The organism is Dyella halodurans (genome assembly GCF_026283925.1).
Classification (GTDB): Bacteria; Pseudomonadota; Gammaproteobacteria; order Xanthomonadales; family Rhodanobacteraceae; genus Dyella; species Dyella halodurans.
In genome coordinates, this window is record NZ_JAPDPF010000001.1 from 486,793 (window position 1) to 512,220 (window position 25,428).

The 25,428-nt window shown below is 64.6% G+C and carries 25 protein-coding genes; 14 read left to right on the forward strand and 11 right to left on the reverse strand.

Going from position 1 to position 25,428, the window contains the following annotated elements:
- The first annotated feature begins 97 nt into the window (after positions 1-97).
- The 4 genes from OUZ49_RS02150 to OUZ49_RS02165 all read left to right on the forward strand — a co-directional run bounded on the left by OUZ49_RS02150 (position 98) and on the right by OUZ49_RS02165 (position 4,901).
- Positions 98-2,926 (forward strand): TonB-dependent receptor, encoded by a 2,829-nt coding sequence (locus tag OUZ49_RS02150; protein WP_266148286.1) that lies wholly within the window; start codon positions 98-100, stop codon positions 2,924-2,926.
- A gap of 28 nt (positions 2,927-2,954) precedes the next feature.
- Positions 2,955-3,962: a beta-propeller fold lactonase family protein gene (locus OUZ49_RS02155; protein ID WP_266148287.1), complete on the forward strand. Its 1,008-nt coding sequence runs from the start codon at positions 2,955-2,957 to the stop codon at positions 3,960-3,962.
- Between the two features lie 73 nt (positions 3,963-4,035).
- A complete protein-coding gene (locus OUZ49_RS02160; protein ID WP_266148288.1) occupies positions 4,036-4,584 on the forward strand; it encodes a GNAT family N-acetyltransferase in 549 nt (182 codons plus the stop codon).
- The gene (locus OUZ49_RS02165; RefSeq protein ID WP_266148289.1) at positions 4,581-4,901 is read left to right on the forward strand and encodes a non-heme iron oxygenase ferredoxin subunit; all 321 of its coding nucleotides are present in this window, start codon (positions 4,581-4,583) and stop codon (positions 4,899-4,901) included. The genes OUZ49_RS02160 and OUZ49_RS02165 overlap by 4 nt, the downstream gene beginning before the upstream one ends.
- Positions 4,902-4,948: 47 nt before the next feature.
- Here the strand turns inward: OUZ49_RS02165 and OUZ49_RS02170 are convergent, their stop codons facing one another.
- The 5 genes from OUZ49_RS02170 to OUZ49_RS02190 are packed head-to-tail and all read right to left on the reverse strand — an operon-like array spanning position 4,949 to position 10,023.
- Entirely contained in the window at positions 4,949-5,758 is an 810-nt protein-coding gene (locus tag OUZ49_RS02170; protein ID WP_266148290.1) for a MipA/OmpV family protein, read from the reverse strand.
- Between the two features lie 28 nt (positions 5,759-5,786).
- The gene (locus OUZ49_RS02175) at positions 5,787-6,722 is read right to left on the reverse strand and encodes an efflux RND transporter periplasmic adaptor subunit (protein WP_266148291.1); all 936 of its coding nucleotides are present in this window, start codon (positions 6,720-6,722) and stop codon (positions 5,787-5,789) included.
- A complete protein-coding gene (locus OUZ49_RS02180; protein WP_266148292.1) occupies positions 6,719-7,477 on the reverse strand; it encodes an ABC transporter ATP-binding protein in 759 nt (252 codons plus the stop codon). Before OUZ49_RS02180 ends, OUZ49_RS02175 begins: the two co-directional genes overlap by 4 nt.
- 3 nt (positions 7,478-7,480) lie before the next feature.
- Positions 7,481-8,614 carry an ABC transporter permease gene (locus OUZ49_RS02185; RefSeq protein ID WP_266148293.1) on the reverse strand — a complete coding sequence of 378 codons (1,134 nt, stop codon included), beginning with the start codon at positions 8,612-8,614 and terminating at the stop codon, positions 7,481-7,483.
- Positions 8,614-10,023: a TolC family protein gene (locus OUZ49_RS02190; protein ID WP_266148294.1), complete on the reverse strand. Its 1,410-nt coding sequence runs from the start codon at positions 10,021-10,023 to the stop codon at positions 8,614-8,616. The genes OUZ49_RS02185 and OUZ49_RS02190 overlap by 1 nt, the downstream gene beginning before the upstream one ends.
- A gap of 383 nt (positions 10,024-10,406) precedes the next feature.
- On the opposite strand from OUZ49_RS02190, the gene OUZ49_RS02195 reads away from it, so the two are divergent.
- Positions 10,407-11,111 carry an MtnX-like HAD-IB family phosphatase gene (locus OUZ49_RS02195; protein ID WP_266148296.1) on the forward strand — a complete coding sequence of 235 codons (705 nt, stop codon included), beginning with the start codon at positions 10,407-10,409 and terminating at the stop codon, positions 11,109-11,111.
- Positions 11,112-11,157: 46 nt separating this feature from the next.
- Positions 11,158-12,567, forward strand: a complete 1,410-nt coding sequence (locus OUZ49_RS02200; RefSeq protein WP_266148297.1) for an aspartate aminotransferase family protein — start codon at positions 11,158-11,160, stop codon at positions 12,565-12,567.
- A gap of 218 nt (positions 12,568-12,785) precedes the next feature.
- Here the strand turns inward: OUZ49_RS02200 and OUZ49_RS02205 are convergent, their stop codons facing one another.
- The gene (locus tag OUZ49_RS02205) at positions 12,786-14,198 is read right to left on the reverse strand and encodes a sensor histidine kinase (RefSeq protein ID WP_266148634.1); all 1,413 of its coding nucleotides are present in this window, start codon (positions 14,196-14,198) and stop codon (positions 12,786-12,788) included.
- Positions 14,199-14,239: 41 nt separating this feature from the next.
- Complete coding sequence (locus OUZ49_RS02210; protein WP_266148298.1) at positions 14,240-14,929, reverse strand: response regulator; 690 nt, start codon at positions 14,927-14,929, stop codon at positions 14,240-14,242.
- A 225-nt stretch (positions 14,930-15,154) separates the two neighbouring features.
- Between OUZ49_RS02210 and OUZ49_RS02215 the strand changes: the two genes are divergently transcribed.
- Genes OUZ49_RS02215 through OUZ49_RS02235 form a run of 5 tightly spaced genes read left to right on the forward strand, consistent with a single transcriptional unit; the run spans position 15,155 to position 19,833 of the window.
- The gene (locus OUZ49_RS02215; protein ID WP_266148299.1) at positions 15,155-15,814 is read left to right on the forward strand and encodes a PepSY-associated TM helix domain-containing protein; all 660 of its coding nucleotides are present in this window, start codon (positions 15,155-15,157) and stop codon (positions 15,812-15,814) included.
- An 11-nt stretch (positions 15,815-15,825) separates the two neighbouring features.
- Entirely contained in the window at positions 15,826-16,341 is a 516-nt protein-coding gene (locus OUZ49_RS02220; RefSeq protein ID WP_266148300.1) for a DUF2271 domain-containing protein, read from the forward strand.
- A 21-nt stretch (positions 16,342-16,362) separates the two neighbouring features.
- Positions 16,363-17,175, forward strand: a complete 813-nt coding sequence (locus OUZ49_RS02225) for a DUF4198 domain-containing protein (protein WP_266148301.1) — start codon at positions 16,363-16,365, stop codon at positions 17,173-17,175.
- A 22-nt stretch (positions 17,176-17,197) separates the two neighbouring features.
- Positions 17,198-18,190, forward strand: a complete 993-nt coding sequence (locus OUZ49_RS02230) for an FAD:protein FMN transferase (RefSeq protein WP_266148302.1) — start codon at positions 17,198-17,200, stop codon at positions 18,188-18,190.
- The gene (locus tag OUZ49_RS02235; protein WP_266148303.1) at positions 18,187-19,833 is read left to right on the forward strand and encodes a sulfite reductase subunit alpha; all 1,647 of its coding nucleotides are present in this window, start codon (positions 18,187-18,189) and stop codon (positions 19,831-19,833) included. Before OUZ49_RS02230 ends, OUZ49_RS02235 begins: the two co-directional genes overlap by 4 nt.
- A gap of 84 nt (positions 19,834-19,917) precedes the next feature.
- On the opposite strand, the gene OUZ49_RS02240 is transcribed toward OUZ49_RS02235, so the two are convergent.
- The 4 genes from OUZ49_RS02240 to OUZ49_RS02255 all read right to left on the reverse strand — a co-directional run bounded on the left by OUZ49_RS02240 (position 19,918) and on the right by OUZ49_RS02255 (position 21,956).
- Positions 19,918-20,487, reverse strand: coding sequence for a HutD/Ves family protein (locus OUZ49_RS02240; RefSeq protein WP_266148304.1), 570 nt, complete (start codon positions 20,485-20,487; stop codon positions 19,918-19,920).
- Positions 20,484-21,023 carry a GNAT family N-acetyltransferase gene (locus tag OUZ49_RS02245; protein ID WP_266148305.1) on the reverse strand — a complete coding sequence of 180 codons (540 nt, stop codon included), beginning with the start codon at positions 21,021-21,023 and terminating at the stop codon, positions 20,484-20,486. Before OUZ49_RS02245 ends, OUZ49_RS02240 begins: the two co-directional genes overlap by 4 nt.
- A gap of 5 nt (positions 21,024-21,028) precedes the next feature.
- Positions 21,029-21,508: an SET domain-containing protein-lysine N-methyltransferase gene (locus tag OUZ49_RS02250; RefSeq protein ID WP_266148306.1), complete on the reverse strand. Its 480-nt coding sequence runs from the start codon at positions 21,506-21,508 to the stop codon at positions 21,029-21,031.
- A 106-nt stretch (positions 21,509-21,614) separates the two neighbouring features.
- Positions 21,615-21,956: a ComEA family DNA-binding protein gene (locus tag OUZ49_RS02255; protein ID WP_266148307.1), complete on the reverse strand. Its 342-nt coding sequence runs from the start codon at positions 21,954-21,956 to the stop codon at positions 21,615-21,617.
- A gap of 218 nt (positions 21,957-22,174) precedes the next feature.
- Between OUZ49_RS02255 and OUZ49_RS02260 the strand changes: the two genes are divergently transcribed.
- The 3 genes from OUZ49_RS02260 to OUZ49_RS02270 all read left to right on the forward strand — a co-directional run bounded on the left by OUZ49_RS02260 (position 22,175) and on the right by OUZ49_RS02270 (position 25,399).
- Positions 22,175-23,599: a M20 family metallopeptidase gene (locus tag OUZ49_RS02260; RefSeq protein WP_266148308.1), complete on the forward strand. Its 1,425-nt coding sequence runs from the start codon at positions 22,175-22,177 to the stop codon at positions 23,597-23,599.
- Between the two features lie 106 nt (positions 23,600-23,705).
- Complete coding sequence (locus tag OUZ49_RS02265) at positions 23,706-24,425, forward strand: YggS family pyridoxal phosphate-dependent enzyme (protein ID WP_266148309.1); 720 nt, start codon at positions 23,706-23,708, stop codon at positions 24,423-24,425.
- A gap of 242 nt (positions 24,426-24,667) precedes the next feature.
- The gene (locus OUZ49_RS02270) at positions 24,668-25,399 is read left to right on the forward strand and encodes a C40 family peptidase (RefSeq protein WP_266148310.1); all 732 of its coding nucleotides are present in this window, start codon (positions 24,668-24,670) and stop codon (positions 25,397-25,399) included.
- Positions 25,400-25,428: the final 29 nt, after the last annotated feature.

Here is a 25,428-nt window from a genome sequence, read left to right on the forward strand (position 1 = left end):
TAGCACTTGTCTAGTTTCGGTTGGATGACAGCGCGCGCCGATAGGCCATCCGTCGGTGCGCAGCCGTCCAGGCGTTCATTCACCGAAGGATTCATTCATGGCACGGAAATATGCAGGCAGCATTCTCGTGGGCGTTGTAACGCTCACGGGGGCAACCATGGTCCATGCGGCGGCCCCCGCCACCCTCAAGGGCGTTGTTGAGAACGATCACCATCCGGTGGCCGGCGCCAGCGTGTCGCTCAGTGAACTGGGTCGCAGCGTGACCACGGGGAGCGCTGGGGAGTTCGAGATCGGTAATGTCGAGCCGGGCGACTACACCTTGGTCGTCAATGCGACGGGCCAGTCGGCCGTGCAGCAGAAGGTCAGCCTCAACGCTGGTCAGGCGATCGAGCAGGACGTGGAGCTTGGTGGAAGCACCAAGACCCTGCAGGGCTTGAGGGTGACGGCACAGACCACGCCGCTGGACGTGGCGCGCGGCATTCAGCAGGACGCTCCCAATCTGATCAACGTGCAGCCGGCCACGGAAATCCGCAAGCTGCCGGACGTCAATGCGGGTGAGGCGGTGCGTCGCCTTCCCGGAATTTCGCTGGAAAGCGATACCGGCGAAGGGCGCTTCGTGAATATCCGCGGCCTTGACGCCGATCTCAATGGCGCCACCTTTGGCGGCGTTCGCCTGCCGCCCACCAACGTGGCTTCGCCCATGGGTGGCGGACGCGCCGTGGCATTCGATTCGATCCCCACCGGATTGATCGGCGCCATCACCGTGACCAAGACCAATACGCCCGATCAGGACGCCGAAGCCCTTGGCGGCACGATCGAGATTACGCCCAAGCAGGTACCGCCGGGCAAGGACCGCTTCCTGGAGGTTGAAGTGGGCACCGGCTATGAGAGCCTGCGCAGCACCGGCATTCAGGACTATATGGTTAGCGGCGGCGGTCGTTTTGGCGCGAACAATGCCTTCAGCTTCATCGGCACCGTGGCCTATTACGAAGACAAACGTGGCGTCGACGATATCGAGGGCTCTTACGCCGACGATCAGGCCAACGGTACGCCCGACAAGGTCATGAACGACTTCGAGCAGCGTTACTACCAATACAACCGTCGACGACTTGGCTACGGCGGCGAGCTGGATTACCAGCCCGATGAAGACAATCGCTGGTATGCGCGTTACTTCGACGCGGGTTATACGGAATCGGTGCATCGACAACGCCTTACCTACAACATGTTTGGTGGCGGCACCGGCTCGGTGACGATCGATCCGTCCAACCCGAATGGTTTCATCGATCCGAATGTCACCTTCGACAAGACCCTGCGCGACGAGAAGGAAACCATCGATACGCGCGTAGCGACCATCGGCGGCGAGAACCATTTCCAGGACTTCAAGATCGACTATCTGCTGGCCTCGACCTGGGGTACTTACGACAAGCCGTTTGACTACAACAGTACGTTTTCCAATCCGAATACGTTCACGGTCGCGTACGACAACATCAGCGACCCGCGCTATCCGCGCTTCAATGCGCTCAACGGCAATCCGATCGACCCGTCGGCGTATACCTTCGCCGGCATGCAGAACAGCACCCAGTACTCCCACGACCAGGAACACACGGGAGCGTTCAATGTCACGATTCCCACGAGCCTCTTCGAGGGCAGCGATGAGAACGTCAAGTTTGGTGTGAGCGCCCGCCAACGAGATCGCAATGAATCGATCACCAGCTTTAGCGCCAACGCGCCAGCGTTACCGATGACGCAGTTCATAACCGGTAGCCCGATTACCTTCTATAACGGTCACTATCAGAACGGTCCCAACCTCAACGTCGAGCAGCTGCGCAACTTTTTCGTATCCAATCCCGGCTTGTTCCCTGAGTCGGATCCGCTTGCCGATGCGCAGGCCGCGGCGCAGGGTGCATCCAACGGCAAGGAAGACGTCTACGCGCTCTATACCCAGTACCAGTTCACGCCGGTCGACAAGCTCGGCATCCTGACTGGTGTCCGCTGGGAGCGGACCTTGGCGACCTACGGCGGCAACCAGATACTGATCGATCCGACCACGGGTGCGTTTGCCGGTGCGACGCCGATCGCCGTGAAGAACAGCTACAACAACTTCTTCCCCACCGTGCAGTTGCGCTACGAGCTGGACGAGAGCCTCATCGGCCGTGCGGTCTATTCCAAGACGATCGCTCGCCCCGGTTTCAACCAGGTCACGCCGTCGACCCTGATCGATCCGGCCGCGGACAACGTGACCCAGGGCAATCCAAACCTCAAGCCGACCACCAGCGACAACTTCGACCTCTCCTTGGAGTACTACCTCAACGATGGTGGCATCGCCTCGGTGGGATTGTTCGACAAGGAACTGAGCAACTACATCATCAACAAGGAAGAGGTGGGTGTGGCGTTCCCGAACAATGGCCTGTTCGCCGGCTTTACCAGTGCGGCCAAGGTGTTCACCTTTGGCAATCTCAACAGCGCGTACGCCCGCGGCATCGAACTGAACTATCAGCAGAAGTTCACCATGCTGCCGGGTTGGCTGGCCGGTTTCGGCATGGGCACCAACTACACCTATGTCGACTCGAGTGGCGAGATCCGTCCCGGCGAGCATATCCAATTGCCGTCGACGTCACGCAACACCGGCAACCTGTCGTTCTTCTACGACCTTGGCGACCTGAACGTGAACCTCGGTGCGTATTACGTCAGCAAGAACATCTTTGGTGTTGGCAGTTCGGCCGCGACGGATATCTGGTCGCAGGCCCGGTTCTCACTGGATCTCGGCGCGAGCTATGTCATCGATGACCAGTGGTCGGTGTTCTTCAACGCCAAGAATCTGACCGATACGCGACTGAAGTTCACGGAAGGCCCGGGTGCCGATCGACCGATCCAGCGCGAGTTCTATGGCCAGACCTACACCGCCGGCGTCCGCTTCAAGCTCTGATCTATCCACCAAACATCGAGACTAAGTCATGAAAAAACTGCTTCTATGCCTGCTGCTTGGCTCTGCCGTGGCGCAGCCCGCGATCGCGGCTTCATCGGCCGACATGCCCTACGCGGTGACCGGTCGCTATGCGCTTGGTGGTGACGGCGGCTGGGATTACCTAACGCTGGATTCGTCCACGGGCCGGCTCTACATCGCTCGCGATAACCGGATCATGGTGGTCGATGCGGCCACCGGTAAGCTGCTTGGCGAAGTGGCCGGCATGCAGCACGCGCATGGGGTGGCGCTGCTGCCCGCCGAACATCGCGCCTACGTGAGCAACGGCCATGGTGACAACGTGTCGGTGGTCGATACCCGGACGCTGAAGATCGCAGGACAGATTGCCCTCAGCGGCAAGGATCCGGACGCCATCGTGTTCGACGAGGCTTCCGGTCACTTGCTCACCATGAACGGGCACAGCAACAACGTCAGCGTGATTGACGCCAAGGCCGGCAAAGAGCTGGGCACCATCGCCGTGCCGGGTCGCCCGGAGTTTGCGGTGGCCGATGGCAAGGGCCAGTTGTTCCTCAACCTGGAAGACAAGAACGCGCTGGCGCACGTGGATCTCGCCACCGGCAAGGTGGTGAAGGTCTCGCCGCTCGCTCCTTGCGATGGGCCGACTGGGCTGGCTTTCGATGCCGCGAACCGCCGGCTCTTCTCGGTTTGTGCCAACGGCTGGATGATCGTGACGGATGCGGACAGCGGCCATCTGGTAGCCAAGCTACCGATTGGAAAGGACCCCGATGCGGTCGTCTTCGACGCGCAGCGCAAGCTGGTGCTCGGCTCGAGCGGGGAGGGCAGCTTGAGCGTCGTGGCCCAGGATGGGGCGGATCATTATCACGTGGTCGGCAACCTGCCGACGAAGCCCAGCGCGCGCACGCTGGCGCTGGATTCGCAGAGCCACACCGTCTACCTGGCCGCCGCGGACGCCGCCGCCAAAGGCAAGCCGGTGCAGGGGTTTGGCGTGCTGGTGGTGACTCCGGTCGCGGGCCACTAAGCCAGCTTGTCGGGCGGCGCACCGTGGAGTGCGCCGCCATGACGGGAAAGAGAACAGGCATTATCATTTGCCGATGTCCCAGTCCTTCCTGAATTCATTCCGTGTGGCCGTCCCGGCTGATGTCAGCTCCGTGGTCGGTCTGGTCGAATCCGCTTATCGCGGCGAATCCGGCCAACGTGGCTGGACGACCGAAACCCATCTGCTCGATGGTCGTCGCACCGATGAGGAGAGTGTGGCCGAATTGATCGGCCGCCCCGGCAGCCTTGTCTTGCTGATGGACCGAGCGGACGCGCTGGTCGCCTGCTGTCATATCGAGCATCAGGGCGATGCCGGTTATTTCGGCATGTTCGCGGTCAGTCCCGAACTGCAGACGGCGGGCCTTGGCCGCACACTGCTGGCCGAGGCGGAACGGATCGCGCGCGACGAATGGCGCGCGATCGTCATGCACATGACGGTGATCGAGCAACGCGCCGAGTTGATCGCCTGGTACGAGCGCCGTGGCTATCGGCTTACTGGCGAATTCAAGCCGTTTCCCTACGGCCAGGAACGCTTCGGCATTCCGCGCCGCGAGGACTTGCGCTTCGTCTGCATGAGCAAGTCGTTGAGCGAGGTGGCGGCATGAATCTCGCCGACTGGATTTTCGTAGGGACGCGCAGCGAATTGCTGCCCGGTGAATTCAAGGTGGTGTGGGACGGCGATACTGCCATTGCCGTCTACAACATCGACGGCGATCTCTACGCCGTCGAGGACGTCTGCAGCCACGATGGTGGTGATCTCGCCGGTGGCGAAGTGCACGGATTCGAAGTGGAATGCCCGCGCCATGGCGCGCGATTCGACCTGCGCACGGGAGCCGTCACCTGTCCGCCCGCCTACGAGCCGATCGCCAGCTTCCCCGTGCACGAGGTCGATGGACAGATCTGGACGCGCGACGATCGCTGAAGACGGCCCAGGCGATAGCTCGCCTGGACAGGCCGGGCGCGGCGATTTCAGAAGCGGTACGAAAAGGCCAGCGTCGTCGTGAGCTGATTCGCGTTGCCGAAGTGGCGTACCAGCGGGCTATCGGCGGCCTGGTCAAGCAGGCGCGTGTAATCGAGCAGGAGCGCGAAGCCGGTATGCAGGCTGGTCGGCATGTACGCGCTGTATTCCAATGCAATCTGCTGACTGCCCGCGCCCGGGCTCCATGGATTCACGCCAAGCTGTTGCGCCTGTTGCGGCGTGAGTCCGAAAAAGCGTCGCATGGCCGGGCCATTCATGCCCTGCCATTGCAATTCCACGCTGTGCATCAGGTAGCCGATGGCGGGCAGGTCGTAGTCGGCATACAAGGTGTAGTACGCGCCGGCACCATTGGTGTCATGGCTTACGTTCGTGCCCACATCGAACTGCACGGTGAAGTGATATTCGAGATATCCGCCCAGGTTGAGTCGGGCTGGCAGCGAGTCGACGATGCCTTCGAGCTGGGGGCCGAGCTCATCACGATCGCGCCCCCACTGATAGTTGCCGTACAGGCCGCCGTGCCATTTGCTGTCGTGAATGAAGTCGACGGTGAGGCCGTCGGTGGTGGACAGCGTGATATGCCAGGGGAGCTCGGCATAGATGAAGGGGACTGGTTGATTGCGCTGGTGGTCGGCGCCCAGCCAGGCGGGCATGCGCTGGATGCCGCCGCCAAGCAGGATGGTGGGGCCTTCCAACGGGTCATCCGCATGGGCACTGGTTGACGTGCCCATCATCAGTGCCAGCGCGACGAGCAGCGACATGAATAGCGGAGCGGTCGGGCGCTTGCGTCCGTACAAAGTCATAAGAACACGCTAGGGAGCTGGCAGAGCGTCAGGAGCCGGACTTGCCCGAGGGGCTGGCGTCACCTTCGAACTGAACGATGACTCGTTGCCCAATGCGCAGCGAGGCCGGTGGTGGTTGGTCGAATACGAGCACGCACTGCACCGTGCGGGTATTTGCCCGGATCAGCGGATCCTCCTCCAGCGCGCTTGGTCCGAATACTGTACCCACACGCTGTACACGTGCCGTCAACGTGGGCGCGCCGCTGCCGCTGTCGTCGACGACCTGGGCGCGCATGCCCTCATGCACGGTGCCGACAAAGGATTCATTGAGCTCGGCGCGCACGATGCGGGCGCCCTCGGGCAGCAGCACAAAAGCAGGGCCGGTTTGCGGCGACACGGCGGCGCCGGGCTGGATCAGGCGCTCAACGATCTGCGCATCGACCGGGGCGGTCAGGCTGCGCTGCGCCAGTTCGTAGCGAGCGGCTTCGGTCTTGTGCGCGGCCATCGCCGCGTTCGCGCGGGCGCTGTCCAGCTCGCCCTGCAGTTGTTGCGCTGCTTCGCGTGCGTCATCGGCGCTCTGGCCATCGCCAGCGCCGGCCGCGGCGGCGGCCGCGAGGCGTTCGGCGCGTTGCTGGGCGGCCTTGACGCGGGTCTCGAGCAACTTGCCTTGCGCAATCGCCTGCTGCTGCTCGGCCTCGGCGGCGCTCACCGCCAGCTGGGCTGGCTTGGTATCGAGCATGGCCAGCACCTGGCCCTTATGCACGTGGTCACCCTCGTGCACCTTGATCTCGGCCACCACGCCCTCGCGCGGCATGCTGAGCCGGAGCAGGCCACCTTCGATGTCGACGCGCCCGCGCGCGACCGCCGCAAAAGCGGGGGCGCTTGCCTGGGTGCTGGCCTTGCCATTGTTGTCGTGCGAGCAGGCGGCAAGCAGCGACGTGGCCAGGGCCAAGGCAAGCAACGGGGAAAACGGGCGCAAACTCATGCTGAAGGTTCCTCGATGCCTGGCGTCGGCGTCGATAGGGGTGACGGCACACGGTCGCTAAGGATACGGCCATCCTCCATTCCCAGCACGCGATCCGCATGGCCGACCAGGCGCGGATCATGGCTGACGCACAACACGGTGGTGCCATGCGTGCGTGCGATGCGATGCAGGATGTCGATGATGATCTGGCCGTTCGCCGAGTCGAGCGCACTGGTGGGTTCGTCGGCGAACAGCAGGTCCGGCTCCTTGGCCAGCGCGCGCGCAATCGCCACGCGTTGCTTTTCGCCACCCGAGAGCTCCGATGGGCGCAGGCCCATGCGCGGTCCGAGGCCCACTTCTTCCAGCGAAGCCCTGGCGCGGCGGCGCGCTTCCACGGGGGTGAGGCCGAGATAACTCAGCGGCAGCTCCACCTGCTCCAGCGCATTGAGCGCCGGGAACAGGTTGAAGCCCTGGAACACGAAGCCGGTGTGGTGCAGGCGAAAGCGTTCGAGCGCGCGCTTGTCCAGCACACTCAGATCCTGGCCGAGCGCTATCACATGGCCGCTGTCCGTGCCCTGCAATCCACTCAGTATCGCCAACAGCGTGCTCTTGCCGCAGCCGGAGGGGCCGGAGATGAGAGTCAGCTCGCCGGCGCGCATGTCCAGGGTGAGGTCGTGCAGCACGGTGGCGCGGACAGCCCCCGAGGTGAATGACTTGCTGACATTGCGCGCCTGCAACGAAATGGAGGGCGCGGGTGAAGGCGACGGCTGATTCATGACTTACCTCAACAACGTCGCCGGGTCGGCGCGGTGCAGACTACGCATGGCCGCCAGGCCCGACACGATGGCCAACCCCATGCCGACCACCAGGCAGGCGAGTGCCGTCCAGGGGTCGAGCGCCACCGGCACGCTGCGGGTGCGTGCGAGCACCAGGGCAATGCCACCGAGCACCGTACTACCGACCAGCCCGATGGCGCCGACCCAGAACGCCTGTTCCATCACGACCTTGCGCAGCTCGCCCACGCCGACGCCGAGGGCATTGAGGGTGGCGTATTCGCGAATCGAGCCGATCACGGCGGCGACCAGGGTCTGGCTGGTGATCACCGCGCCGACCAGGAACACGATGCCGGCCAGGAACAGCACGCCCGCGCCCGCGCCGGTGTCGAACATCCAGTACAGCTGCGAACGGCGAGCAAAATCCTGTGCGGTCCACACGTCGTATTTGCCGAACGCGCGATTGCCGCGCAGCCGCTCGGCGACCTCCGCAGCGGCGGCGGGATCGCGCAGCTGGGCCACGAAATAGGTCATTCGATTGACGTTGGACGGATCGGTATCCAGCTCCGACGCCGTGGCCAGCGAGGCCACCACGTTCACGCCGCCCAGTGCGCGCAGCCCGTTGCTGACACCGACCACGCGCACGCGATGGCCATTGATGACCGCACTATCACCGACGCGCACGCCCAGGCTGTCCAGGTCCGCGCGATCCACGATCACCGCATCCGGCTCGTTGAGTCGCGCACGCAAGGCGGGCGGCAGGGCATGCGCGAATAGCATGCCATCGGGGCGCGCGTTGATGCCGGAGACGAAGACCGACACGCCGCCGGTATCACTCGGGCCACGCCAGTCCGCGTCGACCCAGTGAAAGGGCTCCACCGCGGTCACGGCCGGGTCCATGCGCAGGCGCATTTCCACGCCAGCGTCGATGGAGCGCCCGAGATTGACGCTTTGCGTGCCCGGATAGCCAGCCCACAAGTCCGCCGACGAGCCGGTGATGTACACGCTGGCGCTGCCGAAGATGCCCAGCACCAGCGCCGCCTGCAGCAACTGCAGCAGGCCGGCGAAGCCCACCGCGACGATGGCGGGCAGGAAGCGGCGCCATTCGTAGACCAGGGTCTTGCGAGCGAGTGACACCATCAGTCGGCACTCGGTGGCAGGGCAGGGGTGGGCATGGAGGCACCTCCAAGCGCCTTGTACAGGGCGACATAGGCCAGGTCGCGCGCCGCCACGGCACCGACGACCTCGAGTTCCGCGCGATGACCTTCAATAAGACCGTCCTGCACGTCGAGGTTGCTGCCCAGGTTCAGTTCCGCGCGCTTGCGTAGCGCGGCCATACTGGTTTGTACGGCCTGGGCGGCTTGTTGCGACGCCGTCTCGCGACTGCGCAGCTGCTCCAGGTCACCCATGGCGGTTTCCGCCTCTGCCACGCCCTGCAACACGGCCTGGCGATAGGCCAGCACGGCGGCACGCAGCTCGTGGTCCTTGGCGTGGGCATTGGCCACGCGCTGGCCCCAGTCGAACAGCGGGATATCGATGATCGGGCCATACGAGAAGATGGCTTCGCCGGTATGTACCCGGTAATTGCTGGCGATATTGGACGACCATTGCAGCGAGGCGCCCAGGCCGACATGCGGATAGATATCGGCCCGGCTCATACCCAGCTCGCCGGCGGCGCGCAATACCTCGGCCTCGGCACTCTGGATCTCCGGCCGTGCTCGCAGCATGTCGGCCGGTGCCGTGGTCAGCTGCCACTCGCCCAGTTGTGGCTGGGCACCAGGTTGCAGCCATTGCGGATCGGGTTCGTTCTGACCCACCAGCACCGCCAATTGCTGGGCGCTGCTGTTGATCACCTGCTGCGGGTCGGCCAGCGCCGCCTCGGCGCGCGCCAGTTCGGCCTGGGCCCGGGCCACTTCCAGCGGCGGCACCAGCTTCAGTTGTTCGCGGACCTGCAGCAGCCGCAGCTTTTCCTGCTGGGCGTCGCGGATGGCCGTCAGCAGTTGGGCCTGCCGCTGGGCAGAACGCAGCTCGATCCAGCGCCGGCTGACTTCGGCCACCAACGAAACCTGGGCGCCGCGCAGCGCGGCGCTGGCGCCGTCGAGCTGCCCCTGCGAAAGGCGGCCCGTGCTTTGCCAGGCGCCGAACAAGGGCAGTTCCCATAGCGCGTCGAAGCCGACCACGAAATACGAGGCCGTGGTGTCGGGGTCGATCACGTCGTTGGTGCGCCCGTGCAGGGAGGGCAGGTAGCCATCGCGGGCGTGGCGATTCAACAGGCGAGCCGCGCGCATGCGCTCGGCGGCCTGCGCCACGTCGAGATTGCCCTGCAGGGCGCGATCGATCAGCGCATTCAACTCGGGGTCGCCCAGGGCCTGCCACCAACCGTGCAGGTCGGCCGTGGGCGGAGCGACGCCGTTCGGCGCATTGCGCCAGGTTTCGGGGACGGGGGGCTTGAGCTGGGGCAGCGGTGCCACCGAGCAGCCGGCCAGCAGCACCAGGCCCCATGCCAGCAGCCTCGGCGCCAGGACGAGGCGGCGGCCGCGGGTCGCCATTCCTTGGATCGACGTTAGCGGTTTATATCGACGCTGAAGCACGAAATTCCCGAAAATTCAGGTGGTGGAGTCCGTTTTGTGACCGCCAGCTAAACCACTGATGTTCCTTCTGATCCCGATACGGTCACGAGGTTCCACGTCGAGGGAGAACAACAGCTGCCTGGGGCCATTCACTGTGAATATCGGTGGTGCGCTGGGCTCGATCGTAAATGAGTAAGCATACTTGAGGACGCTTAGGAGTGGCTTTGTGGAAATGAACAGCCGGTTTTGGCTACGTTCCGGAACGGCCGTACCTGGCACTCCGCGCAGAATCTTTCGGAAAGAAAGGAGGCCGAAAGGGGTGGGTACCTATCGTGTCCCCATTCTGCAATGCGGAGCTTTACGTGACTGGTTGGACCATTCTCTGCGACTTCGACGGCACCATCTCCGTCGAGGACGTCATCGACTCGTTGCTTGACCGTTTCGGCCGGCCCGGCTGGGAAACCCTGGAGCAGGACTGGCGCGCCGGTCGCATCGGCTCGCGTGAGTGCATGACCGGACAGGTTGCCCTGCTGGACATGACCCGCGAAGCACTCGACAAGCACCTCTCCTCGTTGTGGATTGATCACGCGTTCCCGGCGTTCGTGAAGCAGGCCCGCGAGCTGTCCACGCCGATCCGGGTGGTGAGCGACGGCCTCGACTACGCCATCCACAAGATCCTCGGTCGTTATGGCCTGGACGATCTGCCGCTGGCCGCCAATCACCTGGCCCCGGCGACGCCGCCGCGCCAGTGGCAGCTGACCTCGCCGTTCCAGGCCGATGGCTGCCGCAGCGGCACCTGCAAGTGCGCCGTGGCCGCCCAGGCCAGCAAGAGCGGCACCAAGACCTTGCTGATCGGTGACGGCGCCTCGGACTTCTGCGCCGCCGACCGCGTCGATTTCGTGTTTGCCAAGCACCGTTTGATCGAGCATTGCCGCGCTGCCGGCATCCCGTACGTGCCGATCACCGGTTTCGAGGACGCGCTGGAGCTGTTGCCGCGCCTGCTCGATGGCAGCCTGCTCGCCGAGCATGCACCGGTTGAGCCTGCGCTCGCCGTTGCCTCTCTCTGATCAGATCCCCCTGATCACCCCTTTTGAACGATTCAGGATTTCTCTGATGAACGCTTTTGACAAGAACGCCGCTGGCGTCGTGATTCCCGACGAGCAGCTGCTGGCTGACGAGGCCCAGTGGAGCTCGTTTGGCGATACCGTGCATTACGTCGACCCGCCGAAGATCTTCCGCCACGGCGAAGGCAGCTGGATGTACGACACCGCCGGCGTGCCGTTCCTCGACCTGCAGATGTGGTACTCCGCGGTCAACTTCGGCTACGGCAACAAGCGCCTCAACGACACGCTGAAGCGCCAGATCGACGTGCTGCCGCAGGTCGCCAGCCAGTACCTGCACCAGACCCGCATCGAGCTGGCCAAGACCATCGCGGTCGACGCGCAGCAGAAGTTCGGCCTGAAGGGCCGCGTCCACTTCAACGTGGGTGGCGCGCAGGCGGTCGAGGATTCGCTGAAGCTGGTGCGCAACTACAGCAACGGCAAGAGCCTGATGTTCGCCTTCGAGGGCGGCTATCACGGCCGTACCCTGGGTGCGTCGTCGATCACCTCCAGCTACCGCTACCGTCGTCGCTTCGGCCACTTCGGCGAGCGCGCGATGTTCATCCCGTTCCCGTATCCGTTCCGCCGCCCGAAGGGCATGACGCCGGAAGAGTATTCCGACGCCTGCGTGCGCCAGTTCGAGCGCCTGTTCGAGACGGAATACAACGGCGTGTGGGACCCCAAGGTCAACCAGGCCGAATACGCCGCTTTCTACGTCGAGCCGATCCAGGGCACCGGCGGCTACGTCATCCCGCCGAAGAACTTCTTCAAGGACCTGAAGAAGGTGCTGGACAAGTACGGCATCCTGATGGTCGTCGATGAAATCCAGATGGGCTTCTGGCGTACCGGCAAGCTGTGGTCGATCGAGCACTTCGGCGTGACGCCGGACGTGGTCGTGTTCGGCAAGGCGCTGACCAATGGCCTGAATCCGCTGTCCGGCCTGTGGGCGCGCGAAGAGCTGATCAACCCGACCATCTTCCCGCCGGGCTCCACCCACAGCACGTTCAACTCCAACCCGCTGGGCACCTCGCTGGGTCTGGAAGTGATCAAGATGGGTTACGAGCTGAACTACGAGAAGACCGTGGCCGAGAAGGGCGCCCACTTCCTCGACGCGCTGAAGGACCTGCAGAAGCGCCACAAGGAAATCGGCGACGTCGACGGCCTGGGTCTGGCGCTGCGCGCCGAGATCTGCACCGACGACGGCTTCACGCCGAACAAGGCCCTGCTGGACAAGATGGTCGACATCGGCCTGGCCGGCGACCTGCAGCACAACGGCAAGAAGATCGGCCTCGTGCTCGACGTGGGCGGCTGGTACAAGAACGTGATCACGTTCGCGCCATCGCTGGACATCACCCATGAAGAGATCGACCTGGCCATCGCGCTGCTCGACCAGCTGCTGACCAAGGCCAAGAAAGCGATGTAAGGCACAGCGGCGGGGCTCAGGCCCCGCCGCTGCTGTTGAGTGGTTTGTCTCGTGTTATTCCCATGCAGGGGATGTGTGACAACGGCGACGCTGATGCGTCGCCGTATTTTTTTGTAGCCCACAAAAGGGCGCGTAGGAGCGCACCCAGTGCGAGAGAGCCTGCGTAGCCGCAACGCCGTAGCCGCAACGCCGATCGCGCACTGGGTGCGCTCCTGCATTCAGTCGCTGAGCAAGGACTTGGACGTGCGCGCCGTCGGAAACATGATTTCCACGCGCAGGCCGCCGCTGCTGCCGGCGAGATATCGCACCTGCGCGTGATGCCGTTCGGCAATGCGCTGCACGATGGCCAGGCCCAGGCCCGTGCCTTCCTCGGTCATGCCGGGCACGCGGAAGAAGCGCTCGCCCAGGCGGTCCAGGAAGGCCGGTGGCACACCTGGGCCGTTGTCTTCCACGCTGAGGCAGGGGCAGCCGGAAACGACCGACACGCCGACGGTCACGAGGCTGTTGCGGCCGGCATAGCGCAAGCTGTTGTCGATCAGGTTGTCCAGCATTTCCTGCAGCGAGAGGCGGTCGCCGTCGATCCAGATGGGCCCCGGCTCTCCTTCGTAACCCAGGTCCACGCCTGCCGCGATCGCCTCGTGCACGCGCATGCCCAGCAGTTCGGGCACGAGCTGGGCGAGATCGAGCAGGCATTCGGAGCCGTCTTCGCTCAGTTCGGGCGACTGCGCGCGGGTCAACGCAAGTAGCTGGCTCGAGGTGCGACTGGCGCGCTGGGTCAGGCGCTGGATGTGCTGCAAGGCATCGCTGACGGTGTCCTTGCTCGGATCCACCTGGGCGCGTTCGACATGCACGCGCAGCCCGGCCAACGGCGTCTTCAGCTGATGTGCGGCGTCGGCAATGAAGCGTTCCTGCAGGGCCAGCATGCGCCGCTGGCGCGCGAACAGTCCGTCGATGGTGCGGGTGAGCGGAAGGATTTCCACCGGCACGTCGGCGTCGCCAATCGGCGCCAGATCGTGCTCGCGTGCCGCCAGGCGCGCGGTGAGCGGATCGAGCTGGCGAAGGCCAACGCGTACGCCATACAACACCAGGAAGAACACGCCGGCGATCAGCAGCGCCTGCGCCGGAATGCTCAGCAGCAGGATTTCGCGCGCGCGCTGGTGGCGGTCATGAAACGTTTCGGCCATGGTGACCGTGAGCTGATCGCTCGGATCGCGCAGGTTCGGAATACGCACCGTGGCGGCGCGCAACTGGCGACGCTTCAGCGCGGTGGTGAAGAGCGCCGGTTCACCGTCCAGCGTGGCCGCGGAAAGTGCGGCCGATTGCAGGTCCTGGCTGCCGGCCAGCAAGCCGTGCTTCTTGCTGCTGACGTTGAAATAGTTATGACCTTCCGGCGCGTATTCGAGCAGGAAGCGCGCCTGCGGCGAGATCTGTCCGCCGAGGTCCTCCTGGCTGAGCATTTGCGCCAGCGTCATCGCATCGTCGGCGAGGTCGCGATCGTGCACGTGGTTGGAATAGATCAGCGCGCCGCTATAGGTGATCAGGCTCTCGATCACCAGCAACAGCATCAGCGGAACGAGCAGGGAGGACAGCAGGCGACGGCGCAGGCTCGGACGGTCTTCCGATTCGACCATGCGATACAGCCATGGCCTTGCTGGTTCGAGACCCGGCTCGCTCATGCCTTGCTTTCCTTGTCTTCCTTCGCTTCTTCCAGCAGATAACCGAGGCCGCGGATGGTGCGCACCTGGGTGCCGGAGTCGGCGAGCTTGCGACGCAGGCGATAGATGGCGATATCCAGCCCGTTGTCGGTCAGTTCCTCGTCCCAGCTGCACAAGGCTTCGACCAGTTGTGCGCGGCTGGTGACGCGGTCCGGACGTGCAGCCAGGGCTTCAAGCAGGCCAAACTCGCGCGCCGTGAGCTCCAAGGGGGCGTCACCGATCCACGCGCGATGGCCGGGCAGATCCAGCCGGAGCTGGCCGATGGTCAGCTCCGGAGCGCCTTGTGCGGTATAGCGTCGCAGCAGGGCGCGCACACGCGCTTCGAACTCGGCCAGCGCGAACGGCTTCACCAGGTAATCGTCGGCACCGAGATCAAGGACGCGTACGCGTTCGCGCAGGCCTTCGCGCGCGGTGATCACCAGTACCGGCAGGCCGGTGCCGCGCTTGCGCAGTCGCTGAAGCACGTCGGCGCCGTCCAGATTGGGCAGTCCGAGATCCAGGATGAGCAGGTCGTAAGGCGTGTCGCGCAAGGCCGCATCGGCCTTGGCGCCATCCGTGACGCAATCCACCGCATGGCCACCCTGGCGCAGCGAAGCGCTGACGCCGGCGGCAATGGAGGGATCGTCCTCGGCAATCAAGATGCGCATGGAGGGTACCGGTGGGGGCGGTCGGCCAGGGGAAAGGTTGGCATGGCGGTGAAGGGGATCCAATTGCGAGTGATTCTCATTTGTGGCAACATGCCGGCCCAATGTCGGGGCAAGCGCCGCCTAGGACGGCAGCTTAGCGCCCTGACCCGATGCTAGGACAGTTGGCGCGCCATCGTTGTATGGCCCGATATGCGTCCGGGCGATCCAACAGGCAAGAAGGCAGGCATGGAATCAGCGGCACGCGCGCACGGCAGCAAGATGGGATCGAGCCGTGGCGGTTCAACCCGGGCCTTCTGGCTCAAGCAGCTGCATCAATGGCATTGGATCAGCTCGGCGCTGTGCCTGGTCGCCATGCTGTTGTTCGCGGTCACCGGCGTCACGCTCAATCATGCGGGGCAGATCGAAGCGAAAACCCAGACCGTGCACCGCCACGGCGAGCTGCCCGGGCCCTTGCTGCGCGCCGTCTCCGGAAACGACGAACGCAAGGGCGTTGCCTTGCCCGACGGCGTCGCCGACTGGATCGATGGCGCACTGGGCATCGACGTGGCTGGTCGCGTCGCTGATTGGTCGTCCGACGAGATCTATGTATCGATGCCGCGCCCGGGCGGCGACGCCTGGTTGAGCATCGATCGCGCCAGCGGCAAGGTGGAGTACGAGCGCAGCACGCGCGGCGTCATCGCCTATCTCAACGACCTGCACAAGGGCCGCCATGCCGGCGCGGCCTGGGCCTGGTTCATCGACGTGTTTGCGTTGGCCTGCGTGACCTTTTCGGTCACCGGTTTGCTGCTGTTGAAAATGCACGCCGCGCAGCGTGGCGCCACCTGGCCGCTGGTGGCCTTCGGTCTGGTGCTGCCGCTGCTGTTGGCCCTGATCTTCATCCATTGACGGGACTACCCATGCGTCGATTGTTGTTCTCCATGCCCGCCCTGCTGCTCGCTGCACCCACGGTGGCGGCCGACCTCCATGTCACGGTGCAGATTCCGCAACTCGACGTGGCCGAGTATCACCGGCCGTATGCGGCCGTATGGATCGAACGCGAAGACCATAGCGTCGCCGCGCAGTTGGCCGTGTGGTACGCGCAGCAGGCATCGAAGGAGGGCGCCGGCACCAAATGGCTGCCGGAATTGCGCCAGTGGTGGCGCCGCGGTGGCCGCGACCTGCAGCTGCCGGTGGATGGCGTCTCGGGTGCCACGCGTCCGGCAGGGCAGCAGAAGCTGGGCTTCCACGACGGCAAGGCGCCGCTTGGCGACCTGCCGGCCGGCAAGTACGAGCTGGTGGTGGAAGCCGCGCGCGAAGTCGGCGGCCGCGAAGTCGTGCGCGTGCCCTTTGTGTGGCCGGCCACTGCGCCGCAACAGCTCGCCGCCCAGGGCAACAGCGAACTTGGCGCGGTGAAGCTCGATCTGGCCCCTTAAGCAGGCCCCAAGGAGAACATGATGAACAAGCAATCGTTGAAGTGGAGCGTCCTGGCCCTGGCCCTGACCCTGCCGATCGCCGCGCAGGCGCACAAGATGTGGATGGTGCCGTCGGCAACCAATGTCTCCGGCGCCGATCCCTGGGTGACCGTGGATGCGGCCGTGTCCAATGACCTGTTCTACCCCGACCACATGCCCGTGGCCCTTGATCGCGTGACGGTCACCACGCCGGACGGCCAGACGGCCAAACCGGAAAACGCCGTCACCGGACAGTATCGCAGCGTGTTCGATGTGCACCTGACCGAAAAGGGCACCTACCGGATCGCCGCGATCAACAGCGGACTGTTCGCCAGCTACGAACTCAACGGCGAGAAGAAGCGCTGGCGCGGCGATGCGGCGAACCTGGCCAAGGAGATTCCTGCCGGGGCCAAGAACGTCGATGTCGCCGAGTCGATCAATCGCGTGGAGACCTTCGTCAGCAACGGCAAGCCGGGCGGCCTTGCGCTGAAGCCCGAAGGCAAGGGACTGGAGCTGGTGCCAGTCACCCAGTTCACCGACCTGATGGCGGCCGAGCCCGCCACCTTCCAGCTGTTGCTGGACGGCAAGCCGGTGGCCGGCCTCAAGGTCACCGCGATTGCCGGCGAAACGCGCTATCGCAACGCGCAAGAAGATATCGACAGCACCACCGACAAGGATGGCAAGTTCAGCCTGAAGTGGCCGCATGCGGGCATGTACTGGGTCAACGCGAGCACGCAGGACGACAAGACCAGCGTCAAGCAGGCCAAGCAACGCCGGCTGTCGTACTCCGCCACCCTGGAAGTGCTGCCGCAGTAATGCGCGCACGCGTGATCACGTCATGCTGACCGGAACGCCGCCATCGAGGGACCTCGTCGTGCAGTCATTGCAGGGCGAGACCATGGGCACCACCTGGTCGGTGCGCGCGGTATTGCCGGTTGAGCTGTCGCTGCGATCTTGGCGTGACGGTATCCAGGCAACGCTCGACCTGGTCGACGGCCAGATGAGTACGTACAAGCCGCAGTCGGCGTTGTCCTGCTTCAATGCTGCGCCGGCCGGTACCTGGCATGCCATGCCTGCCGAGTGTTTCGAGGTTGTTGCGCACGCGCTGGCGATGGCGCGCGACAGCGGCGGCGCGTATGACCCGACCGTGGGGCCGCTGGTGAACCTGTGGGGCTTCGGTCCGGACGCATCGCGCCATGAGCCGCCTGCGGATGAAGCGGTCGCGGTGGCGCGGGAGCGCATCGGCTGGTGGAAGCTCAAGCTCGACGCCGCTACGCGTAGCCTGTATCAACCCGGCGGGATTTATCTGGACCTTTCTTCCGTGGCCAAGGGTTACGGCGTCGATCTGGTCGGACGCTATCTCGATAGCGTCGGCGTCGGGGCTTGGCTGGTGGAAGTCGGCGGCGAACTGAAGGGCCACGGTAGCAAGCCGGACGGTTCGCCCTGGCGCATCGGTGTCGAACGTCCGGGTGCGGCGGTTGGCGCCGTCGAGAACATGGATCAGCTCAGCCAGGTCGTGACCCTGAGTGGTCGCGCCATTGCCACCTCGGGTGACTATCGCAGGCAGTTCGAAGCGGGTGGCCGATCGTACTCGCACCATATCGATCCACGCACGGGACAACCGGTGCCGCACGTCGTGGCGTCGGTGAGCGTGATCGCGCGCGACGCGATACAAGCCGATCCGTTGGGTACCTTGATGACCGTGCTGGGTCCGGATCAGGGGCTGCCTTACGCACGCGAACGCGGACTGGCGGTGTTGTTCCTGCTGCATGGAAAGGACGGCATGGAAGAACGCCTTTCGCCTGCGTTTGCCGAGGCGCTGCGTTCGTGAATCGATCGCCGACGCTGTCGATCGAAGGCAAGGCATGGGGCAACGTCGCGCTGGTCGCGCTGCTGCTCGTGCTTGCCGGTGGCCTGCTTGCATGGCATGCCGGCGCATGGAAATGGCGGGATCCTGGTGCGGAGCGCTGGATTCTGGCGATCGCGGCTTTGGCGGCCTGGGTGGGATTCACTGCATGGACGGGCTGGTCTCGTCGTCGGGCGACGCGCGGCCAGCTGCTGCCGATGCCGTCATCCAGCGCGCCGCAGGGAGACGTTGTGCTGGTGGCCTTCGCCAGCCAGACCGGGACGGCCGAGCACTTAGCCCGACAGACGGCGCAGAGTCTGCACGTGGCAGGCATGACGGTGAGCCTGATTGAATTGGGTGCTCTCGATGGCGAGGCCTTGATGCAGGCCACGCGCGTGCTGTTCGTCGTCAGCACCACCGGCGAAGGCGATGCGCCCGATAGCGCCGCACGCTTTGTTAGCCACTGCATGCGCGCACCGTTACCACTCGGTCAGTTGCACTATGGGTTGCTGGCGCTTGGTGATCGCGACTACGACGAATTCTGTGGTTTTGGACGGCAGCTTCAGCACTGGTTGCAGCAGAGTGCTGCGCACGCGCTGTTTGATGCCGTCGAGGTGGACAACAGCGAGCCCGCTGCCTTGCGTCATTGGCAGCACCACTTGTCGTTGTTGTCCGGGATTACCGAATCACCTGACTGGGAGCGTCCTGATTACCAGCGCTGGCAATTGATCGAGCGACGCCTGCTCAATCCCGGAAGCCTGGGCGGCCCGTGCTTCCATCTCGCGTTTCGCCCGCTGGACGGAGAGGCAACGTGGCAGGCCGGTGATCTGGTCGAATTGGGGCCACGTCACGCGCCGGACGACGTGGCGCGCTGGCTGGCAGCCGCGCTTTTGGATGGTGATGTGCTGGTCGAACATGGCGGGCGTCGTGCATGTTTGCGGGAGTGGCTGGGTGGAAGCCATTTGCCATCGCTTGATGAAGTGAGCGGCCGTACGCCCGCCGAGGTTGTAGTCGCTTTGCAGGAGCTGCCGCATCGCGAGTATTCGATTGCGTCCTTGCCCGCGGATGGTTCGCTGCATCTGCTGGTGCGTCGCATGGCGCGTGCAGATGGCAAGGCTGGGCTGGGCTCAGGCTGGCTTACCGAGCATGTGGCGATCGGCGCCGAGGTCGCGCTACGCATTCGCAGCAACCCGGGATTCCACGCGCCGGATGACGGGCGCCCGCTGGTGCTTGTCGGCAACGGCACCGGCCTGGCCGGCTTGCGCGCCCTGCTCAAGGCTCGGATCGACGCGGGTCATGCACGCAACTGGCTGCTGTTCGGCGAGCGGCAGACGAGGCGTGACTTCTACCATCGTGACGAGATCGAGCAGTGGCTGCGCGATGGTCTACTCGCGCGGCTTGATCTTGCCTGGTCACGCGATGAGGCAACGCCCACCTACGTGCAGGATCGGCTACGCGCCGCGGCCGACGACCTGCAGCAATGGGTGCGCGAAGGCGCAGCCATCTACGTGTGCGGCAGCCTTGTCGGCATGGCGCCCGGCGTGGACGCCGTGCTGCGCGATGTGCTGGGCGCGGTCGAGCTGGAGTGCTTGCGCGAAGACGGCCGCTATCGGCGCGACGTGTACTGAATGCTTCCGCGGCGCCGTGTTGCGCAGGGAGCCGGCCGTACGTGTGAAGCGCCTTGCCTCATCGCCCACATCGCGGACGATGGATCAATCCGTCGGTAGCCTGGCCAGTACGATTTCGCCGCCGCCCTCGATGCGCACGGGGTGCGCCGGAATCGGGTCGATCCACAGCATATCGTTGGGCTCGAGCTCGTGCGATCGGTGGTCGGCGATCACCTTGGCATGGCCGGCGAGCAGCAGCACGAACCAGTGCCAGCCCTTGGGTGCCAGCAGCACCATGGCGCCATGCAGCGGGCGGGCGATCAGCTCACCCTGAACATCGCCGCGCAGCATCAGGTTGAAAGCCCGCGTGGCGCCCTCGGGCAATCCCGCGCGTGGCGCGTCGTCGCCGTTGAATTTGGCGAGGTCGAATCGGTTCAGGAATTGCGTGCGGCCATCATCAAAGGTCAGCTCGACAGGGGCGTCCAGCGGCACAAACTGCCGTCGTGCGTCGGCAAATGTCGAAAACGATGCAGGGTTCTCAATGTCAGCAATGCTGAGACGCCATTGCCAAGCCTCCTGTTGCGGGCCGCAGGCGATTTCGGTGGTAACGCCGGCCCCGTTGGCCCAGGGTTGCCGGCGCAAGTCATCGACGGCGACAGGGCGAAGCACGCTCATGCGCAGGCGCGGCGTTGCTCGGGATACGGCGGGTAATAGGCGAACACGTGGTTGTTCGTACCGAAGAAATCCATGTCATCGATATGTTCGCCGCCCAGGCGCTCGGCGACGCGGTCCGAGGCGTCGTTGCCGATGCGCACCAGGCTGATGACGCGCTGTGCATTGAGCATGTGCCAGGCGAAGTCGAGAATCGCGTTGCCCGCCTCGGTGGCATAACCGTGGTGACGGAACTCGGGCCGCAGCATCCAGCCCAGTTCCAGATCGGGCCAGCCCTCCGGCTGCATCAGGCCGGCACGTCCGACGAACTCGCCGGTGTCCTTGAGCTCAAGCGCCCACATGCCGTAGCCGCGCAGCTGCCAATGCCCGATCAGCATGGCCAGCGAGCGCCAGGCATTGGGACGGTCCAGCGGCTGGCCATCGCCCACCCAGCGCGTACTGCCCGGGTCGGCCAGCATGGCGGCGTAGTTTTCGAAATGGCGTTCGCCGAGAGCGGTCAGGCGCAGGCGCGCGGTTTCAAGGACGGGTATGTCGATCATGAGTGTCAGCTAGCAATACGGATGCCATTCAGCAGGTTGGCCAGGGCGTGCGTGCTCAGGGTCAGGCTTTCGAGCCACGGCAGGCCGACGATTTTCCGGCCCGTCGCGGTGTCCACAAAGACCTCCTCCTCGCCGGGCGGCAGCAGGTGGCGGTAGTCCACGGTGATTTCGGTGCCGGCGGGCAAATCGCGCAGAGCGAAGACGAAACCGAGATGCCACAGCCCGGTGGGCGTGAAGCTGTGGTTGATGAAGCACTCGTCCGGCCAATCCGGTGAAACGGTATAGCGGTCTTCGAACCAGCGGGCGCTGGCGTAGAGCTGCTCGGCCAAGGCGGGCGATCCGCTCAGCTCGGCATAGGAATACGTGCGGTCGATGGCATCGGGCGCAGTGACGATCTGCCCGGCTACGACGTCCTGGTCCAGGAACAAACCCTTGCCAGCCCCTGCGATGGCAGAAGCCGCGATGCGGTAACGCGGAACGATCATGGTGGCCTAGGCCGATGGCGAGGCGGGCGAGTGTAGCGCAACCGGCCAGCGTCGCCAGCGCTGGCCGGTTGCCTGTTTTGTGTACGCAAGTGGCTGATGGGTTTGATTATTCGTCAGAGGCCTTGCTGGCCTTCGGTTTTGCCTTGGCCGGTGCCGGCTTGTTGACTGCCGTGGCCGCACCGGAGCTGTCGCCAAGCAGAATCGCCTCACGGTTGCGTTCCAGCGTCGCCGGGCCGATGCCTTTGACCTGCGACAACTCGTCCACACTCTTGAAGGGGCCGTGCTCATCGCGCCAGGCAACGATCTTCTCCGCCTTGGAGAGGCCGATGCCGTCCAGCGACTTGGCGATGGTGGGCGCGTCCGCCTTGTTGATGTTGACCGGGGTGGCAGCAAGCGCTGGCAGCGCGAACGCGAGGATGAGGAGCAGGGCTGCAATCTTCTGGTACATGGTAGATCTCCCTGTTTGAGGTGATGGCGGCATCCATATGTGCCGCGGCATGACTCTGATCCGCCGGCGGGCTTGTGACAGTCGGTCCGCAGGTCAGATCCGGGTGAGGGCCGGGACGACCCGTGTGTCGGTGGGAAGCAGGGCAGGCTGTGGGCTGCGGCGAGCTTCGCGTCCGCGCTGATACAATTCCGCCTTTCCCCACGCTGCAGGAGTCGCCCATGGATACCGCTCGCCTCAACCGTTTTGTCAGCGGACTGTGGGATGACGAGATCGTGCCGCAGCTGGTCGAGTACATCCGTATTCCCAACAAGTCGCCGATGTTCGATCCCAAGTGGGTTGAACACGGCCACATGGATGCCGCCGTCAAGCTGATGGAGAACTGGGCCCGCGGCAAGCTGGCCGCCCTGCCCGGCGCCACCCTGGAAGTCGTGCGTTTGGACGGCCGTACGCCGCTGATCTATATCGAAGTGCCTGGCACCGGTGAGGACACCGTGGTGCTGTACGGCCATCTGGACAAGCAGCCAGAGATGACCGGCTGGGCCGAGGGCCTGGGTCCGTGGACGCCGGTGCTCAAGGGCGACAAGCTGTATGGGCGCGGCGGCGCCGACGACGGTTATGCGATCTTCGGTTCGCTGGCGGCGCTGCTGGCGCTGCGCGAACAGGGCGTGCAGCACGCGCGCTGCGTGATCATGATCGAAGCCTGCGAGGAATCGGGCAGCTATGACCTGCCGTTCTACGTGGATCACCTTGCTGATCGCATCGGCAATCCGTCCCTGGTGGTGTGCCTGGATTCGGGCTGCGGCAACTACGACCAGCTGTGGCTGACCACCTCGCTGCGCGGCATGACCGGCGGCGAACTGACCGTGCAGGTGCTGGAGGAGGGCGTGCATTCGGGCGATGCCTCCGGCGTGGTGCCGTCCAGCTTCCGCATCCTGCGCGAACTGCTTAGCCGCCTCGAGGATCCGCAGACCGGCACGATCAAGCCCAAGGAGCTCTACGTCGAGATCCCGGCACAGCGCATCGAGCAGGCCAGGCGTTCCGCCGAGGTGCTGGGCACGGCGGTATACGACAAGTTCCCGTTCGTGGACGGCATGCACCCGGTGACCGAGGACCTGACCGAGCTGGTGCTCAACCGCACCTGGCGTCCGCAGCTGGCGGTGACCGGCGTCGACGGCATGCCGCCGCTGGAAAGCGCCGGCAACGTGCTGCGTCCGAAGACCTCGGTGAAGCTGAGCCTGCGCGTGCCGCCGACGCTGTCGGGTGCCAAGGCCGGCCAGTTTGTGAAGGAGCTGCTGGAGAAGGATCCGCCCTACGGCGCCAAGGTCAGCTTCAAGCTGGAGAAGGACGGCAGCGGCTGGAATGCGCCGCAGCTGTCGCCATGGCTGGAGCAGGCCGTCGCCACGGCATCGCAGAATTATTTCGGCACGCCGGCGGCGTACATGGGCGAGGGTGGCAGCATTCCGTTCATGGGCATGCTGGGCGAGAAATTCCCCAAGGCGCAGTTCCTCATCACCGGCGTGCTTGGCCCCCACTCCAATGCGCATGGCCCGAACGAGTTCCTGCACATCCCGACCGGCAAGAAGGTGTCGATGGTGGTCGCCGATGTCGTTGCGCGTCACTACGAACAAGGCGCCAAGGGCTAAGCCCGCCTGAGTGTCGCTCCGGCGGAAGCCGGGGCGGCGCGCCTTCGTGGCCATGGGTGGTTTCGTGCTGGTTGGCGCAGGCAGGGAAACACGGGGAATGCCAACGATGAACGAAGCTCCGAACGATTACACCTATCTTGCCGCCCACTGGACGGCTATACGCGAGCGGGTCGATGCGGCCTGCCGCGCCGCCGGTCGCGATCCCGCCGAGGTTTCCATCTTGCCGGTGAGCAAGACCTTCGGTCCCGACGTGGTGCGAGCCGCCATGGCGCTGGGGATGACGCGCTTTGGCGAGAACAAGGTGCAGGAAATCCGCAGCAAGGCCGAGGCGTTGGCCGATTGTGCGATCGAGTGGGTGGTCATCGGCCATCTGCAGACCAACAAGGCCAAAGACGTGGCGCGGCTGGCCAGCGAGGTGCAATCGCTGGACCGACTGGAACTGGCTGAGGCCCTGCATCGGCGACTGCAGCTGGAAGGTCGGACGCTCGACGTGTTGATCGAGGTGAAAACCTCGCCGGAAGAGAGCAAGCATGGCCTGCCGCCGGCGCAACTGCCGGCCTTCCTGGACGCCCTGGCTGCCTACGACAGCCTGCGCGTGCGCGGCTTGATGACCCTGGCGGTGCAATCGGTCGACCCGGCTGCGGTGCGCGCCTGTTTCCGTCAATTGCATCAATTACGTGCCCAGGCCAAGGCCCAAGGCCATGATTTACCTAGACTTTCCATGGGCATGAGTGGGGATTTTCCGCTCGCCATCGCGGAGGGGGCGACCGAGGTCCGCATTGGCTCGGCGATCTTTGGTCAGCGGCATCCTGTCACAGCTCAGTAACAGGTCTGTATCAAATAAATAGTTCACTAATTGATCAAAAAATCACCAGTCACAGTGACTTTATTGTTCTAAATCAATGTGTTGATGGCTACGCCTGAACCCTGACAAATTTCGCAACGACGGAGTTCAGTTAACCCCGATCCAACATACGACCAGATTCCCCCTGCTAAGTTCACGTCTCCATCACGGCCGGCGGCCCCGCCGACGGTCTGACTCACGAACTGCAGAGGGATTTTTCCCATATGCCAACCAAGCAATTTTTGACTGCTGCTGCGCTGGCTTGTGCACTGTTCGCGTCCCTACCGCTGTTTGCTGAACCTCTTGCTGGTCAGGCCAGTGCGCCGGCCGCAATGAACATCACGCCGAATCTCATGGGCCAGCTGGCGGTGTTTGCGCCGGCAGCTGGACTGGCTCAGTCCGTCGTTCCCGCCAAGGCGAGCATCGCGGCACCGGTGTCCAAGGGCACCGCGGCTGGCTGGGGCGCCGAAGACGACGATCTGGACGCCGATGGCATGCCGGGCACCGGCGTGGCCAACAACGCGGTGGCTTCGCTGGCCGGCGAAACGTCTGGCCTCCGCAAGACCCTGATCAGTCTGGCCATGACGCTGCGTGACATTCGCTACGTGCGCGGCGGCCGCGATCCCTCCACCGGTTTCGATTGCAGCGGTTTCGTCCGCTATGTGTTTGCCCACGCCGTGGGCCTGGAACTGCCGACCAACTCGGCCTCGCAGTTCCTCGCTGGCCTGAAGGTCAATCGCGGCGACATGAAGCCGGGTGACCTGGTGTTCTTCCGCACGGCAGGCAGCCGTGGCCAGGGCCGTATTTCGCATGTCGGCATCTACATCGCCAATGGCCAGTTCATCCATTCGCCCTCGCGCGGCAAGACCGTGCGCGTGGACAGCCTGGACGAGTCGTACTGGTCCAAGCGTTTCGCCGGCGCCAAGCGCCCGGACGCCTTGGCCCGCAGCAGCTGATTTGTGGATCTCCGCCAGTCAAAGGCCGC